Genomic DNA, 13,661 nt, shown 5'->3' with positions numbered 1-13,661 from the left:
ATGGTCAGCGCTATCTATGAAATCATCTATGAATACAGCCGGTGAGGATGGCACTGTGCTGTTCGGAGCGACAATGCGCGCGCTATCATCAACCGAGCGTGAGCTGTTTGTCGACAGCCTGTTAGAGGTCGATCGCGATGTCCGTGACAAGCTGGACGGCTTGGCGCGGGTGGCGGCGCGGATATGCGGTACGCCGGTCGCGCTGGTCTCTCTGGTCGGGCGCGATGCCCAAACTTTTTTGGGGCGACAGGGTTTCGATGGGGTCGAGCCGCCGCGCGCCGTCTCCTTTTGCCTGCACGCGATGGTGGGTGAAGATACCATGGTCGTGCCCAACGCCACCCTTGACCCGCGTTTTGCGGAAAACCCCCTTGTCACCGGCGACATGCATATCCGCTTTTACGCCGGCCACCCCTTGCGCAACAAGGAAGGCTTTCCGTTGGGCAGCCTTTGCGTGATTGATACCGCGCCCAAGGATGGGCTGACACAGGAACAGCTCGATCATCTCGCGACGCTGGCCGATGCCGCGACGCTCTATCTGGAAAACTGGGCGGAAAAACGCGCCCATGGCGAACGCACCGCACAGGCGCAGCGCGACATTGACGTGATGACGCGCCGCTTCATCACGCTGGCCGATGCCCTGCCCCAACTGGTCTGGTCGACGCCCCCCGACGGGATGAGCGATTATTTCAGCAGCCAGTGGGTCGAATTCACCGGCAAGGAGGCCAGCGCCAGTTTCGGCACCGGCTGGATGGATTTCCTGCATCCCGACGATGTCGAATTGACCAAAACCGCCTGGCGCCAGTCGGTGGAAACCAGCCAGCCCTATCAGATCGAATATCGGATGCAGCGCCATGATGGCGAATATATCTGGATGCTGGCGCGCGGCCTGCCGGTGCTGGACGCCGATGGCCATGTGGCGCGCTGGATCGGGACATGCACCGACATCAACGACCGGGTGGCGACGTCCGAATCGCTGGAAATCATGTCGCGTGAATTGAGCCACCGGATCAAGAACCTGTTCTCGGTGGTGCAGAGCCTTGTCACGATGGGCCTGCGGCAATTCCCCGAAATGACCGAAGTGAGCCGGGCGCTGCAATCGCGCATGGTGGCTTTGGGCCGGGCGCATGATCTGGTGCGGCCGCGGGTGGTCAATGGGCGGCCATCCTCGTCGCAGACCATGTTGCGCGAATTGGCCGAATATCTGATCGCGCCGTTTCAGCCCGAAGGCGAAACACGAGTCGTGATTTCTGGCGAGGATGTGCTGGTCGGCGATTCCGCAGCGACGCCTATCGCTTTGTTCCTGCACGAAATGCTGACCAATTCGGTCAAATATGGCGCGCTCGGCACCGCCGGTGGCCAGATCGCCCTGTCCATCGGGCGCGATGAAGATGCGGTCATTATCGATTGGCGCGAAAGCGGCGGACCGGCGATTGCGGGCGATCCCGCCCCCGGTTTCGGCACTCGCCTGATCCAGATGACGATCGAGCGTCAGTTGAGCGGGGTGATTTCGCGCCAGTGGCACGCCGACGGCCTGATCATGCAGGCGCGCATTCCGATGATCCAGCTTTGCGCTGACTGATAAAAAAATTCGGCCCCAAACGGGTTGCGCCGACGGCTCCCACTTTGGAGAACCGTCGGCGCATTTGCATTGGCTGGCGGGGGGTTAAGCTGCCAATCGCAAAGTCATGTGCGCGGGCGCAATCTGTCGAAATTGGGTGATGAACGCCTCCAACACCTCGCCTTCCAGAACAAAATTGTGGCGGAAGTCGGGGAGGATGCCGCCTTCGAGCACCGCCGACAGGGCGGCACGGGCGCGGGCGATGCGGCTTTTCACGGTACCCACGGCAACGCCGCAGATTTCCGCGATTTCTTCATAGCTGACCGAGCCGACGGCCATCAGGATCAACACTTCACGCTGTGCATCGGGCAGGGTCTGGAGCGCGCGCAGAACGTCGGTGGCTTCCATCTGGCCTTCCTGATCGCCCGGCGTGTTCAGAATGGTTTCGGCCACGCCTTCGTCATATTCGCCGACAAAGCGCTCGCGGCGCAGCTGGCCAAAATAGTGGTGGCGCAGGATCGTGAAGGTCCATGCGCGAAAGCTGGTGCCGGCAACATAACGGTCGCGCGCGGCCCAGGCCTTCATCAAGGTTTCCTGCGCCAGATCGTCCGCCCGGTCGCGGTTGCCGCAAAGCGTGCGGGCAAAAGCGCGAAGATGCGGGATGGCGGCGGTCAGCTCCTTGTGGAAGTCGGCATCACAAAGTGGTGCGCCAGACAGAGTGCCGTGCTTGCTGGATTTGTCGGAACGCTCGGTCATGGGATTTTCCTTTTAAGGTCCTCACTCAGCCTAACGCCCCGCCGCAATGAAGGTTCCATTGGGGGTTGGATTTTCTTCATTATTTATTATTATTATAAATCAATATATTGGCCAATCATCCGGACTCAATCAAAAAAATCTTCGCAATTTGCGTACGCCATGGAACCCTGCGCCGGATAATCTGTTTGGAACGCATGCGGGATTCGTCCCGCGTGCCCGTTTTTCCCAAGTGTATGGTACTCGCCTACACATACTCGCTTCGAGGAATATATGACTTTGACAACTGAGCGTGCCGGTTCTGCCCGGAAGTCCGGCGATCTTGCCTCGTCGCTTCCCTTTTTGCGCCGCTATGCGCGCTCGGTCACCGGGCGTCAGTCCAGTGGCGATGCCATTGTCCGCGCCACGCTGGAGGCTTCGCTCAACGATCCTGCGCTGCTTGCCGAAATTAACGGCGGGGCGGTGGGATTGTTCCGCGCCTTTACCAAGGTATGGACGACATCGGACGCCGGATTTGCCCGCGATGCCGGCGCCTTTGCCGCCGAGACATCATCGCAAATCGCCCGCGTCCCCAGCTTTCCGCGTCAGGCGCTGTTGCTGAACCAGCTTGAGGATTTTTCCATTGCCCAGACCGGCGAAATCCTTGGTGTCAGCGAAGAAGAAGCAGGGCAACTGGTCAAGCAGGCCATTGCCGATCTGGCGCTGGACCGTCCGGCCGATGTTCTGATCATCGAGGATGAGACGATGATCGCCAGCCATCTGGAAGATATCGTCACCGAGGCGGGCCACCGCGTGATCGGCAACGCCACCACCGCCACCGAGGCCCGCGCCATCTTTGCCGACAAACGCCCCGGCCTTGTGCTGAGCGACATGCAATTGGCCGATGGCAGTTCGGGCGCCGATGCGGTGGATGAAATCCTGCGGTTGAGCGACGTGCCGGTGATCTTCATCACCGCTTTTCCCGAATTGCTGTTGACGGGCGAACGCCCCGAACCGGCCTTTCTGATCGGCAAACCGTTCCGCGACGAAACGGTACGCACCGCCATCAGCCAGGCGCTGTTCTTTGGGTCACATGTTGAAAAGTAACAGGAAATAGGTTTTATCGTCGCGGCAGGACATAATTGCCCTTTGGTGCATGGAACCTCGCCGCGAACCGACCATTACACAAATATGCAGCAGGTTGCTGACTTCAACCTGAACAGATGCCTCGATGAATGGATTGGGACAAACCCGTGAAAGAAGTTCCTCCCTCCAGTCCCCCTCTTTCCAGCGTCAATGGGAGCGGGCCGCAATCTGAACTCCCACAGGCGGGAAAGCCTGCGTGGAGCGAGGACATCCGCGCCTATTACCACGCCGCCGCAGAAGAGCCCGTGCCGCCCGATTTCATGGATTTGATGGCCCAGATTGCCAAGCAGATCAAAAAATAAGATCAACCAAAATGTTGGCCACAAGGAAAGATAATGGCGAGAGAAAGATCGGTTGGGAATCATGCGGGGCGGTGACTTGCGCTTATGGTTGCGTCAGGAAACCGGCGCGCTGCATGACAGGTTGGATCATGGAATGTCTGGGCTTGACCTTACGAGCCGCCATGGTCTTGAAGCTTTCCTGATCAGCCATGTTTACGGATTACGCGCTGTGCTGGGCACGGCGCGTCAATTTGCGTTGGGCGACTTGATGGTGGACATGCCGGATTATCTGGCCATGGCGCAGGCGGATCTGCGCGCCATGGGCGTCCATGCTCCGCAATCCAGCCTTGCCGTCGAAACCCGCCCCACCGATGGCCCCGGCGCGTGCTATGTCATCCTCGGCTCCCGCCTTGGCATGAGCGTTCTGCGCCAGCGCGGATATTGGCGCGGGGGCGATTTTCGGCACAGCGCCTATATGGACGACGGCTCGGAAAAGCAGGCGTGGGCGGCGCTGCTCGACTGGCTGGGGGCGCAATCCGATGATCAGGCGGTGCGAGAGGCCGTCCTGACCGGCGCGCAAAACGCCTTTACCGCGTTTGAAGCGGGCCTTCGCCAATCCCTTTATGAAGTACAACAAGGAAGCGTCACCCCATGACCGGACGTTACCCCGATCAAGGCGTCGACCTGACCAGTTGCGACGTTGAACCGATCCACATCATCGGCAGCGTGCAGAGCTTTGGCCATCTTCTGGCATTTTCCAGCGATTGGATGTTGCAGCGCGCATCGATGAATTGCGCGGATTTGCTGGGCATGGCCGAACAATCGGCCATCGGGCGCCATGCCCGGGATTTCCTGACCGTCGCGACGATGGACATGTTGCGCGCACGCATGATGGAATTGGACGCCAGCAAGGTTGAGCGGATCTTTGAGGTCGAATTGCTGCGATCGGGTGGTTTGTTCGATCTGGCGATCTATCGCTCTGGCCGTGCGCTGGTGCTGGAATTTGAACCCTGCCCGCGTGATCAGGGCCGCGATTACCTGTCCATGGTCCGCCCGATGTTCCATGCGGCCCGCACATCCGTCTCGGTCGAGGGCCTGTGTGAAACGGCGGCGCGGCAATTGCGGGCGCTGACCGGCTATGACCGGGTGATGGTCTATCGCTTTGACGAAACCGGCGCGGGCGAAGTGGTGGCCGAAGCGCGTGCCGATGGAATCGACAGCTTTCTGGGCCTGCATTTCCCGGCCTCGGACATTCCGCAACAGGCCCGGCGGCTCTATACCCAGAATTTGCTGCGCATCATTGCCGATGTCGATGCGGTGCCGGCGGCGATCTATCCGCAAATCAATCTGCATGGCGAAGCGCTGGACCTGAGCCAGAGCGGCATTCGATCGGTTTCGCCCATCCATCTGGAATATTTGCGCAACATGGGCGTGGGCGCGTCCATGTCGGTGTCGATCCTGCGCGATGGCAAATTATGGGGCCTGTTTGCCTGCCACCATTATTCGCCCCGTGCGCTGCCCTATTCGACGCGGACGGCGGCGGAACTGTTTGGCGAATTTTTCTCCAGCACGCTCAGCGATATGGAGACGCGGCGCGCGCTCAGCCTGCGCGACACGTCGGTGCGTTTGCATGACAGTTTGATCGGGCAAGTGGCCAGCGGGACCCGCTTCCTCGACAATTTCGACGCCTTTGCCGCGGTCATTCGTGAAGCGATCCCCTGTGACGGCGTGGTGGCCTATGTCGGGGGTGAATTCCGCACACAGGGCCTGACGCCCGATTACGAGGATTTCGTCGAAATCGCCCGCTTCCTGAACACGGCGGGCAATGGCGCCTGTTGGTACACCCAACATATGGCGGGCACATTCCCCCAGGCCGCATCCTATAGCGAGCGCTGTTCGGGCCTGCTGGCCGTACCGGTTTCGCGTGTGCCGCGTGACTATATCGTGCTGTTCCGGCGTGAATTTTCGCGGGTGGTGCAATGGGCCGGCGATCCCGACGCGCCCAAGGCGGTCGGGCCGCTGGGTGACCGACTGACCCCTCGCAAGAGCTTTGCCATCTGGAAAGAAGAGCGCCGCGCCCAAAGCCGCCCTTGGAGCCTTGAAGACCGTTCAATGGCCGAAGGGCTACGCGTATCCTTGCTGGAGGTGATCCTGCAACTGGTGGATTCGGCGGCCAATGAACGGGCGGCCCTGACCCGGACCCAGCAGGATCTGATTGCCGAATTGAACCACCGCGTGCGAAATTCGCTCAACCTGATTGCCGCGCTGGTCAATCAGGCGCGTGATGAAGCGATGGATCAGCAGGAGTTCCGCCGTTCGCTGTCCTCGCGCATCAAGGTTTTGTCGCGCGCCCATGATCTGGTCAATGCCAGCAGTTGGGCGCCCTATCCCTTGGTGCCGCTGATCCATGAATTGATCGAGGGGGCCGATTGCCACCCTTCGGCCCAAGTCATTATCGAAGGCTCCTGCGCACAGATCCGGCCTTCTGCCTTCACCACGATGGTCATCGTGCTGCATGAATTGATCAGCAACAGCAAGGCGCTACGCAGCCCCGATGGCATTGTGAAAATCAGCCTGTCGCGCGATGCCCATAACGATCTGGCGCTGTCATGGCGCGAAGAAGGCGAGGCTTCGTCCCAGCCGTGGCGCGACCCCTTTGCCGTGGCGATTGTGGAACGCACCATCCCGCATGAATTGAGCGGCAAATCATACCTCGATTTCGGCGATGGGTTTATGGAGGCCAAGCTGGTCATTCCGGGCAATTGCATCGTGTTCAATAATGAAACCGTCCATGTGGTGAAGCCGGTTCTGGACGAGGCCGCCAAGGATGCGCCCAAAGCCTTTGGTGATGACGTGCTGCTCGATGGCCGCGTGCTGTTGGTCGAGGACAATGTCCTGATCGGGATGGAGGCGGAATATCAGCTTCAGGATCTGGGCGCGCAGGAAATCGATATGGCGGGCAATGTGGCCGCCGCGCTCGATCTGATTGCCGCGCATGATTACAGCTTTGCCGTGCTGGACATCAATCTGGGCAATGAAACCAGCCAGAAAGTGGCCGAAGCGCTGAGCCAACGCGCCATACCCTATGTCTTTACCACCGGATATGGCGAAGTGCCATGGACCCAGGCGGACGCCTATGGCGCCCCGGTGGTGACCAAGCCGCTGGACCCGGTGGCGTTGGAACGCGCCATTCTGGAAACCCGCCGCAAGGGTTAAATCGCGCAAATCCAAGTCAAAAAGCCCCATTGGCCAAGGCGCCAGTGGGGCTTTTTCTTGTGCCCTTCATACATCCATCACCAATCAATATCGCGATGGAACCTCTTTGCCCGGCAACCATTTCTGTAATGTAACCGCCTTGTGGCGACTACCTCGACATAAAAACAAAGGAGGAAAGCCATGCTTCTTTTTCTTGCCATCCTTCTGGTCGTCGCATGGGTTGGCGGCTTTGCCGTCTTTCATGTCGCGGGCGGATTGATCCATCTGCTTTTGCTCTTCGCGATTGCGTCTTTCGTTTTCCATCTGATTACAGGCCGTTCGTCGGCAACGTAAATCACCGGCGCTGAAACAGCGCTCCATCGTAATGAACATGGCCGCCACCACATGATCGCGGCCCCATAACAGGAGAGTGACATGGGCATTATTCTTTGGCTTATCGCCGGTGCTTTCGTGGGTTGGCTGGCCAGCCTGATCATGCGCCGTGATGGTTCGCAGGGCCTTTTGGGCGACATTCTGGTCGGTATCGTGGGTGCCTTTATCGGCGGCATCCTGTTTACCGGCGGCACGATCAATGATGGCGTGATTTCGATCAACACCATCCTTGTTTCGCTGGTCGGCTCGGTAATCCTGCTGGCCATCGTCAATCTGGCGCGTCGCGGTTCGCTGCGTTAATATACGCTCTGCGCGACCCAAAAGGGCGGCACCCACCGGGCGCCGCCCTTTTCGTTTATGCCCCGTTCCTTTATCCCGGCGTAAGGCGTTGGATGAAATCCAGCTTGGCCACGATCCGATCGGTCAGGTGAAAGGGATAGCAATCGGGTTGCCCCATCGCGCGGTTGATCGTGTTCATTGCAAAGGACAGGGGCGCCATGGCACCGGCCAATTGCCCGGCCCCGGCGCGATAGGGGTCGAAATCCAGCCGCACATCCAGATCGCTCTCCACGCTTAACCCAATGCCCGCCCCCGTGGCCAGAACATCGACGATGTGCAGATAATGGGCAAAAGTTTCGGCAAAATCCTCCCACGGATGGGATGTGGCGTAAAAGCTGATGAAATCATCGCTCCACACCTGCGCAGGATCGGCACTGTAATGCGCGGCCAGCGCCTGCTCATAATCGGCCCGCTCGTCGCCGAACAGCGCGCGAAACTCCTCCAGCCTTTGCGGGTCATGTTCGACCAGGCGGTTCCAGTAATGGTGCCCGATCTCATGCCGGAAATGGCCCAGCAGTGTGCGATAGGGCTCGCCCATATTCTCGCGGATACGCTGGCGCATCGCATCATCGGCCTCGACCAGATTGAGCGTGATGGTGCCGCCATCGTGGCCGGTCATCACCTGTGCATCGGCACCATTTTCGGCCGCCGGATCATACAGAAAGTGAAAGACGAAGCCCTGCTCGCCATCGGGCGCCTCGGCCGGGGTTTCCACCGGCAGGCCCAGTAGCAACAGCGAATGGATCATCCGCCGCTTGGCCGCCTCGATCCTGGCCCAGCGCTGGGCGACGCCTTGGACGTTAAGATCGGGGATCACCTCATTATGGCGGCAGGCCCGGCATAGCGCCTGCGCCTCATCCACCCGCACCAGCCAGTTGCAGATGGCATGATCGGTGTTGTTGGCGCAGACCACCGCGTCAACGGCATCGCCCGCACCATTGCGCCAGCGCGTCGCGTCATCGGCCAGAAAGAGAAAGGCGTTTTCACCGGGATCATAACCCAGCGTGGCCCGGCATTCGGGACAGATCCGCGCCTCGAAATGCACAAGGCGCCGACAATTCGGACATGCAAAGGGTGCCATGATGAATCCTGCCATTTTGCGGATAATCCGGGCCACGACGGCCCGCTCCTGTCACCTGTTGCAATGCCGCGGAGCATCAAGGGTTTCTTCCGCATCCTAATTCATTGGCCCGCGCCGGGATCCAATCACCGCCTTTGCGCGTTGCCTCATGGTGAGATATAAGCAAGTCCTGTCGCCCCTAGCAGCATACACGCTGCATGATCGCATTGTTTCTCGCCCATGACCTATGCACAGGGCCTGTCCTTTGCGCTTTTGTTCGGCGCCATCGCGATGTTTATCTGGGGGCGGTTTCGCTATGATCTGGTTGCGCTGGTCGTGCTGGTCATTGCGATGGCGACGGGCGATGTCCCGGTCAAACACGCCTTTTCCGGTTTTACCAGCGATGTGGTGATCATCGTCGGCTCCGCGCTGGTGGTCAGCGCGGCGATTGCCCGGTCGGGCGTGATCGAATGGGCGATTGGATCATGGCTGGAACGGCTGCGGACGGCCCGCGTGCAGGTTCCGGTGCTGGCGGGCACGACGGCCATCCTTTCGATGTTGACCAAGAATGTCGGGGCCTTGGCGATCCTGATGCCCGTGGCGCTGCGCATTGGCCGCAAGACGGGCACCTCGCCATCCAGCCTGTTGATGCCCATGGCGTTCCTCTCGCTGCTGGGCGGGTTGGTGACATTGGTGGGTACGTCCACCAACATCATCGTCAGCCAGATCCGCGAGCAGGAATTGGGCAGGCCCTTTGCCCTGTTCGATTTTGCGCCTGTGGGCCTGATCCTGACGGGTCTGGGCCTGTTGACGGTCAGCATCGCTTGGCGACTTCTGCCCATCAGCCGTCAGGGCGCGGCCAGTCTGGAGACGGCTTCGGCCCAAACCACCTATTCCACCGAGGCGCGCGTCACCGCCGAATTGGAACAGGCCGGGATCACCATCGCATCCATGCGGTTGCAGGATGATGGCGTGACGTTGCGTCGCCTGATCGGGCCGGATGGGGCACCGCGCCCCGCCCTGCCCGACGCGCCGTTACAGGCCGATTCCAGTCTTATCCTTGAAGGCAATGACGAAGCGCTCGACCGTCTGTTCGCGCGGGTCCATCTGGTCCACGTCCGCGATGATCATAGACCAATAAAACAGGAACCTTCCGAGGAAACCCGCAGCATCGAGGCCGTGGTGCAGGACCACTCGCTGCTGGTCGGGCAAAGCGCGCAGGAGGCGGGCCTTCAGGACCGCTTTGGCGTGCAATTGATGGGCATTGGCCGCAGCCAGGAACGGATCACCGAAAGGCTGCGCGACACCACCTTGCGCGCGGGCGATGTGCTGGTGCTGCGCGGCGGCGAAAGGGCCTTGCCCGCAATCCTGACCGATCTCGATCTGCTGCCCTTGTTCGAACGCAGTGTGAAACTGGGCGACCGGCGGCAAAGGTTCCTGCCGGTCATGGTGCTGGCCGGGGCGATGGCCTTGGTCGTGATGGGCATTGCCCCGGTGGCGGGTGCCTTTTTCGGCGCGGCGGTAATGATGATGGTGGTGGGGGCGCTATCCCCGCGTGAGGCTTATGGCGCGCTGGAGCCTGAAGTGCTGGTTTTGCTGGGCGCGCTGACCCCGATCAGCGAGGCGGTGCACAGCAGCGGCGGATCGGAAATCATCGCCCATATGATGACCGGATTACTGGACAATGTGGCGCCCGTTTTGGCGCTGGGGCTGATGATGTGCGCGGCAATGATCTGTTCGCCCTTTTTGCACAATGCGCCCACGGTTCTGTTGCTGGGTCCGGTGGCGGTCGGGGTGGCGCGGGGGCTGCATCTTAATCCCGATGCGTTTCTGATGGCGGTGGCGACGGGCGCGGGTTCGGATTTCCTGACGCCGGTGGGCCATCAATGCAATACGCTGGTAATGGGGCCGGGGGGCTATCGCTTTGGCGATTACTGGCGTCTGGGCCTGCCTTTGTCGGCCATCGTCATTGTCGCGGGCACGCTCAGCATCGCCTATTTCTGGCCGCTGTAATAAAAAAGGGTGCGCCGCGATACGGACGCACCCTTTTTTAGGTTGAATGTTCCGGCCCGCGCCGCGTCAGCGCAAAGAGCCGCGTCGGAACAAATTGACGATACCCAACAGGACAATCGCCCCGACCAGCGACACCGAAAACGTGCCGATCGTCAGCGGGCTGTTGTTGATATCCCCATGCGAAAACAGCAGGCCGCCCAAAAAGGCGCCCACAACGCCGATCACTATGTTGCCGAAAAGGCCCAGACTTTCGCCCATGATCATGCCGGCCACCGCACCGACCAGCGCGCCGATCACGAGCCACAAAAGGATGCTCATGGAAGGTCTCCTTGGTTGATTCTATAATGAAACAACAAATGCCGCCCGCACAGGTTCCATTTGGCACAAAGCGCCGGGTCCGCGATGCCCAAAAATGCTGCAATCGCAAAAAGAAGTGATTTCGCGTAAATTTCATGCAACCTTCCCCGCTCTCATGACTTTCATGGTCAGAACGCAGGCACGGCTCGCCAACGACAAGGCCCGCGGTTTGAGAAGGAAGGAAAACCATGAGAAAGCTTATTTTGATGGCCGCGCTGGCCACCTCTGCAATGGCGTCCTCTGCCTATGCGGCATCCGGCCCCTATGTGATGATCGAAGGCGGCGCTGTAAAGCAGGAGCGTTCCGACAAGAACGGTCCGACCGGCTTTGAAGGCAGCAACCGTTTCAAGGCCGGCTGGGAAGCGGGCGGCGCTCTGGGCTATGATTTCGGCAATTTCCGTTTGGAAGCGGAAGGCTTCTACACCGAATCGAAAATGGCCAGTTCGGTCCGTGAAACCCGCGCGTATGGCCCGGTCGGCTACTATACCCGCGACGGCGGCACGCTTGCCGGCCATACCTCGACGCTGGCCGTGATGGGCAACGCCCTGTTCAGCGTAGGCCACTGGGGCGGCGCCAAGATGTACGCTGGTGGCGGCGTTGGCTATGCTGACGTTTATCTGTCCGAAGGTCTGCCCGGCGTCAACGCTCCCTATATCGCCGATCACTCGCGTGGTTTTGCCTGGCAGGCATTGGCCGGTTTGACCATGCCGCTCAGCAAGAACGTCGATTTTGGCGTTCGTTATCGCTACTTCCGCCCCGATGGTGCCGACAAGTTCGCGGTATCGACCGGCGGTTTCCGCGAAGCCTCGCTGCGCAGCCACTCGGTTTTGGCCACGCTGACCTATAACTTTGGCCGCGCGGCGGAACCGGTTGCCGAACCCGCCCCGCCGCCGCCCCCGCCGCCGGTTGTCGAAGCTGCTCCCCCGCCGCCCCCGCCGCCGCCCCCGCCGCCCGCCCCGGTTTGCAACAAGGGTCCCTACATCGTGTTCTTCGACTTTGATAAGTCGGACGTCACGAGCGAAGCGGCCGGTATCCTCGACAGCGCCATTCAGGCCTATGGCAATTGCGCCTCGGTGCCGGTGATGGTGGCTGGTTATACCGACAGCTCGGGTTCGCCCAAGTATAACCAGGCTCTGTCGGTCCGCCGTGCAGACTCGGTCAAGGCCTATCTGACCAGCCACGGTATCGGCAGCGGTTCGATCACCACGCAGGGTCTGGGTGAAACCAACCAGCGTGTCCCCACCGCCGACGGCGTCCGCGAATTGCAGAACCGTCGCGTGGAAATCACTTACGGGCCGGGCTCGGGCAACTAAGCCCACCTTCCTTCCCCGCAACGGAAAGGGCCGGAGAAATCCGGCCCTTTTTGCGTGCGTCAATCCATCGGCGTTGAACGGGTCATGGGTTCAACCAATCGGCTGTGATTTGGCCCCGATGCCCTTCGGGCGCCAACGTGGCGCGCAGAGCCTCAAGCAAAGGCGGCAACGCCTGCGTGAAGGCATAGGGCGGATTGACGATAAACAGGCCCGCACCATTATAGATACCGGGCTGGTCGCTGTCGTAGAGCCAATGTTCCACATTCAGAAATTTCGGGATGCCCAGTTTGCGCAACTGGTGCTTCCACTGGGCATGGGTGGGCCGCTCTTTCAACGGATACCAGATTACCGTCACGCCATGCGCCCATTTGCGATGGGCCGCGGCAAGGGTCGCGGTAATGCGCGCGCGTTCGTCCGTCTGCTCATAGGGCGGATCCACCACCACCACGCCGCGCGGCGTTCGCGTCGGCACCATCGCCAGCCACAGTTCATAGGCGTCACGCTGATGCACGGCGGCGGGCGTGGCATGCATCGCAACGCGCAACGTGTGGACATCTTCGGGATGTTTTTCGTTCAGGATCAAGAGGTCCTGTGGGCGCAAAAGCTGCGCCAGAAACGTGGGCGAGCCGGGATAGAGTTGCGGCCCATCCTCCGCATTCACACCGGCATTCACGGCCTGTACGGCGGCGCGATAGTCGTCGAGCAAAGGGTCCGTGTCGGCCAAGGCCCGCACCACGCCCTGCGCGGCTTCGCCGGTACGCTGGGCGTCATTGCCGTAAAGGTCATACAGACCGCAACCGGCATGGGTGTCGATCAGGGTCAGCGCGCTTTGTTTTTGCTGCAACGCCCGCACGAGAGCGATCAGCAGGCTGTGTTTTACGACATCGGCGCTGTTACCGGCATGGAAGGAATGACGATAATTCATTGTGATGCAAAATCCTGACGTTCTGCCTTTATACGAGCTTCGGGGCGCGGAGGCCGAGCGCGAGTCGGTTGAAGCAGCAAATCGGGTGCTCGTATAGAATTGGGCGAAAACCTTCAAAACACTTCTGTGCATGGCCATGGGGTGGCGGGCTGATTGAGGCCCGACGGCATCGCGATGTGCCAAGGCCATGGCGCCGCAGAACAAGCCGCCCTTATGCAGATGGGTATGTTTTTGAAACCTATCAAGAAACGCTCTTAAGCGTCCCGATGGAAATTCCCCCCGCCATCGGATAGTCACCGAACTTGATGAGCGACGCCACCTGCATGTCTGTGAGTTTGTTTCGCGCGCG

The 13,661-nt window shown here is 60.4% G+C and carries 13 protein-coding genes; 8 read left to right on the top strand and 5 right to left on the bottom strand.

The annotated features are described in order from the left end of the window. Window positions 1-16 precede the first annotated feature (16 nt). The gene (locus tag ACZ9HU_RS00660; RefSeq protein WP_476101138.1) at window positions 17-1,579 is read left to right on the top strand and encodes a PAS domain-containing protein; all 1,563 of its coding nucleotides are present in this window, start codon (window positions 17-19) and stop codon (window positions 1,577-1,579) included. A gap of 84 nt (window positions 1,580-1,663) precedes the next feature. Here the strand turns inward: ACZ9HU_RS00660 and ACZ9HU_RS00655 are convergent, their stop codons facing one another. Beyond that, a complete protein-coding gene (locus ACZ9HU_RS00655) occupies window positions 1,664-2,314 on the bottom strand; it encodes a sigma-70 family RNA polymerase sigma factor (RefSeq protein WP_476101136.1) in 651 nt (216 codons plus the stop codon). Window positions 2,315-2,584: 270 nt separating this feature from the next. On the opposite strand from ACZ9HU_RS00655, the gene ACZ9HU_RS00650 reads away from it, so the two are divergent. The 4 genes from ACZ9HU_RS00650 (at window position 2,585) to ACZ9HU_RS00635 (ending at window position 6,933) form a co-directional block, all read left to right on the top strand. Then, the gene (locus ACZ9HU_RS00650) at window positions 2,585-3,397 is read left to right on the top strand and encodes a response regulator (protein ID WP_476101134.1); all 813 of its coding nucleotides are present in this window, start codon (window positions 2,585-2,587) and stop codon (window positions 3,395-3,397) included. A gap of 128 nt (window positions 3,398-3,525) precedes the next feature. Beyond that, window positions 3,526-3,738, top strand: coding sequence for a NepR family anti-sigma factor (locus tag ACZ9HU_RS00645; RefSeq protein WP_476101132.1), 213 nt, complete (start codon window positions 3,526-3,528; stop codon window positions 3,736-3,738). 133 nt (window positions 3,739-3,871) lie between these two features. Then, window positions 3,872-4,372: a heme oxygenase-like domain-containing protein gene (locus ACZ9HU_RS00640; RefSeq protein WP_476101130.1), complete on the top strand. Its 501-nt coding sequence runs from the start codon at window positions 3,872-3,874 to the stop codon at window positions 4,370-4,372. Further along, on the top strand, window positions 4,369-6,933 hold the full coding sequence (locus ACZ9HU_RS00635) for a GAF domain-containing protein (protein WP_476101128.1): 2,565 nt from the start codon (window positions 4,369-4,371) through the stop codon (window positions 6,931-6,933). Before ACZ9HU_RS00640 ends, ACZ9HU_RS00635 begins: the two co-directional genes overlap by 4 nt. Window positions 6,934-7,017: 84 nt before the next feature. Here ACZ9HU_RS00635 and ACZ9HU_RS00630 read toward each other — a convergent pair whose 3' ends face one another. Next, complete coding sequence (locus ACZ9HU_RS00630) at window positions 7,018-7,305, bottom strand: hypothetical protein (RefSeq protein ID WP_476101126.1); 288 nt, start codon at window positions 7,303-7,305, stop codon at window positions 7,018-7,020. Window positions 7,306-7,347: 42 nt separating this feature from the next. Here ACZ9HU_RS00630 and ACZ9HU_RS00625 point away from each other — a divergent pair, with 42 nt between their 5' ends. Further along, a complete protein-coding gene (locus tag ACZ9HU_RS00625; protein ID WP_476101124.1) occupies window positions 7,348-7,605 on the top strand; it encodes a GlsB/YeaQ/YmgE family stress response membrane protein in 258 nt (85 codons plus the stop codon). 70 nt (window positions 7,606-7,675) lie between these two features. Here ACZ9HU_RS00625 and ACZ9HU_RS00620 read toward each other — a convergent pair whose 3' ends face one another. Then, window positions 7,676-8,725, bottom strand: coding sequence for a zinc-binding metallopeptidase family protein (locus tag ACZ9HU_RS00620; RefSeq protein ID WP_476101122.1), 1,050 nt, complete (start codon window positions 8,723-8,725; stop codon window positions 7,676-7,678). A 219-nt stretch (window positions 8,726-8,944) separates the two neighbouring features. On the opposite strand from ACZ9HU_RS00620, the gene ACZ9HU_RS00615 reads away from it, so the two are divergent. Further along, window positions 8,945-10,717, top strand: coding sequence for an SLC13 family permease (locus tag ACZ9HU_RS00615; RefSeq protein WP_476101119.1), 1,773 nt, complete (start codon window positions 8,945-8,947; stop codon window positions 10,715-10,717). A gap of 66 nt (window positions 10,718-10,783) precedes the next feature. Here ACZ9HU_RS00615 and ACZ9HU_RS00610 read toward each other — a convergent pair whose 3' ends face one another. After that, complete coding sequence (locus tag ACZ9HU_RS00610) at window positions 10,784-11,035, bottom strand: GlsB/YeaQ/YmgE family stress response membrane protein (protein ID WP_476101117.1); 252 nt, start codon at window positions 11,033-11,035, stop codon at window positions 10,784-10,786. A gap of 227 nt (window positions 11,036-11,262) precedes the next feature. On the opposite strand from ACZ9HU_RS00610, the gene ACZ9HU_RS00605 reads away from it, so the two are divergent. Further along, window positions 11,263-12,387, top strand: a complete 1,125-nt coding sequence (locus tag ACZ9HU_RS00605; RefSeq protein ID WP_476101115.1) for an OmpA family protein — start codon at window positions 11,263-11,265, stop codon at window positions 12,385-12,387. Window positions 12,388-12,469: 82 nt separating this feature from the next. On the opposite strand, the gene ACZ9HU_RS00600 is transcribed toward ACZ9HU_RS00605, so the two are convergent. Continuing rightward, window positions 12,470-13,312, bottom strand: coding sequence for a 23S rRNA (adenine(2030)-N(6))-methyltransferase RlmJ (locus tag ACZ9HU_RS00600; protein ID WP_476101113.1), 843 nt, complete (start codon window positions 13,310-13,312; stop codon window positions 12,470-12,472). Window positions 13,313-13,661 lie beyond the last annotated feature (349 nt).

The sequence above is a fragment of the Novosphingobium sp. Sphag1I genome, from assembly GCF_056279125.1.
This window is presented reverse-complemented; position numbering and strand designations above follow the sequence as displayed.

Bases quoted from the DNA above. Each gene is read 5' to 3' on its own strand.
- ACZ9HU_RS00660 (WP_476101138.1), top strand. From the start codon at position 17: ATGAAATCATCTATGAATACAGCCGGTGAGGATGGCACTGTGCTGTTC.
- ACZ9HU_RS00655 (WP_476101136.1), bottom strand. From the start codon at position 2,314: ATGACCGAGCGTTCCGACAAATCCAGCAAGCACGGCACTCTGTCTGGC.
- ACZ9HU_RS00650 (WP_476101134.1), top strand. From the start codon at position 2,585: ATGACTTTGACAACTGAGCGTGCCGGTTCTGCCCGGAAGTCCGGCGAT.
- ACZ9HU_RS00645 (WP_476101132.1), top strand. From the start codon at position 3,526: ATGGATTGGGACAAACCCGTGAAAGAAGTTCCTCCCTCCAGTCCCCCT.
- ACZ9HU_RS00640 (WP_476101130.1), top strand. From the start codon at position 3,872: ATGTCTGGGCTTGACCTTACGAGCCGCCATGGTCTTGAAGCTTTCCTG.
- ACZ9HU_RS00635 (WP_476101128.1), top strand. From the start codon at position 4,369: ATGACCGGACGTTACCCCGATCAAGGCGTCGACCTGACCAGTTGCGAC.
- ACZ9HU_RS00630 (WP_476101126.1), bottom strand. From the start codon at position 7,305: ATGTTCATTACGATGGAGCGCTGTTTCAGCGCCGGTGATTTACGTTGC.
- ACZ9HU_RS00625 (WP_476101124.1), top strand. From the start codon at position 7,348: ATGGGCATTATTCTTTGGCTTATCGCCGGTGCTTTCGTGGGTTGGCTG.
- ACZ9HU_RS00620 (WP_476101122.1), bottom strand. From the start codon at position 8,725: ATGGCACCCTTTGCATGTCCGAATTGTCGGCGCCTTGTGCATTTCGAG.
- ACZ9HU_RS00615 (WP_476101119.1), top strand. From the start codon at position 8,945: ATGACCTATGCACAGGGCCTGTCCTTTGCGCTTTTGTTCGGCGCCATC.
- ACZ9HU_RS00610 (WP_476101117.1), bottom strand. From the start codon at position 11,035: ATGAGCATCCTTTTGTGGCTCGTGATCGGCGCGCTGGTCGGTGCGGTG.
- ACZ9HU_RS00605 (WP_476101115.1), top strand. From the start codon at position 11,263: ATGAGAAAGCTTATTTTGATGGCCGCGCTGGCCACCTCTGCAATGGCG.
- ACZ9HU_RS00600 (WP_476101113.1), bottom strand. From the start codon at position 13,312: ATGAATTATCGTCATTCCTTCCATGCCGGTAACAGCGCCGATGTCGTA.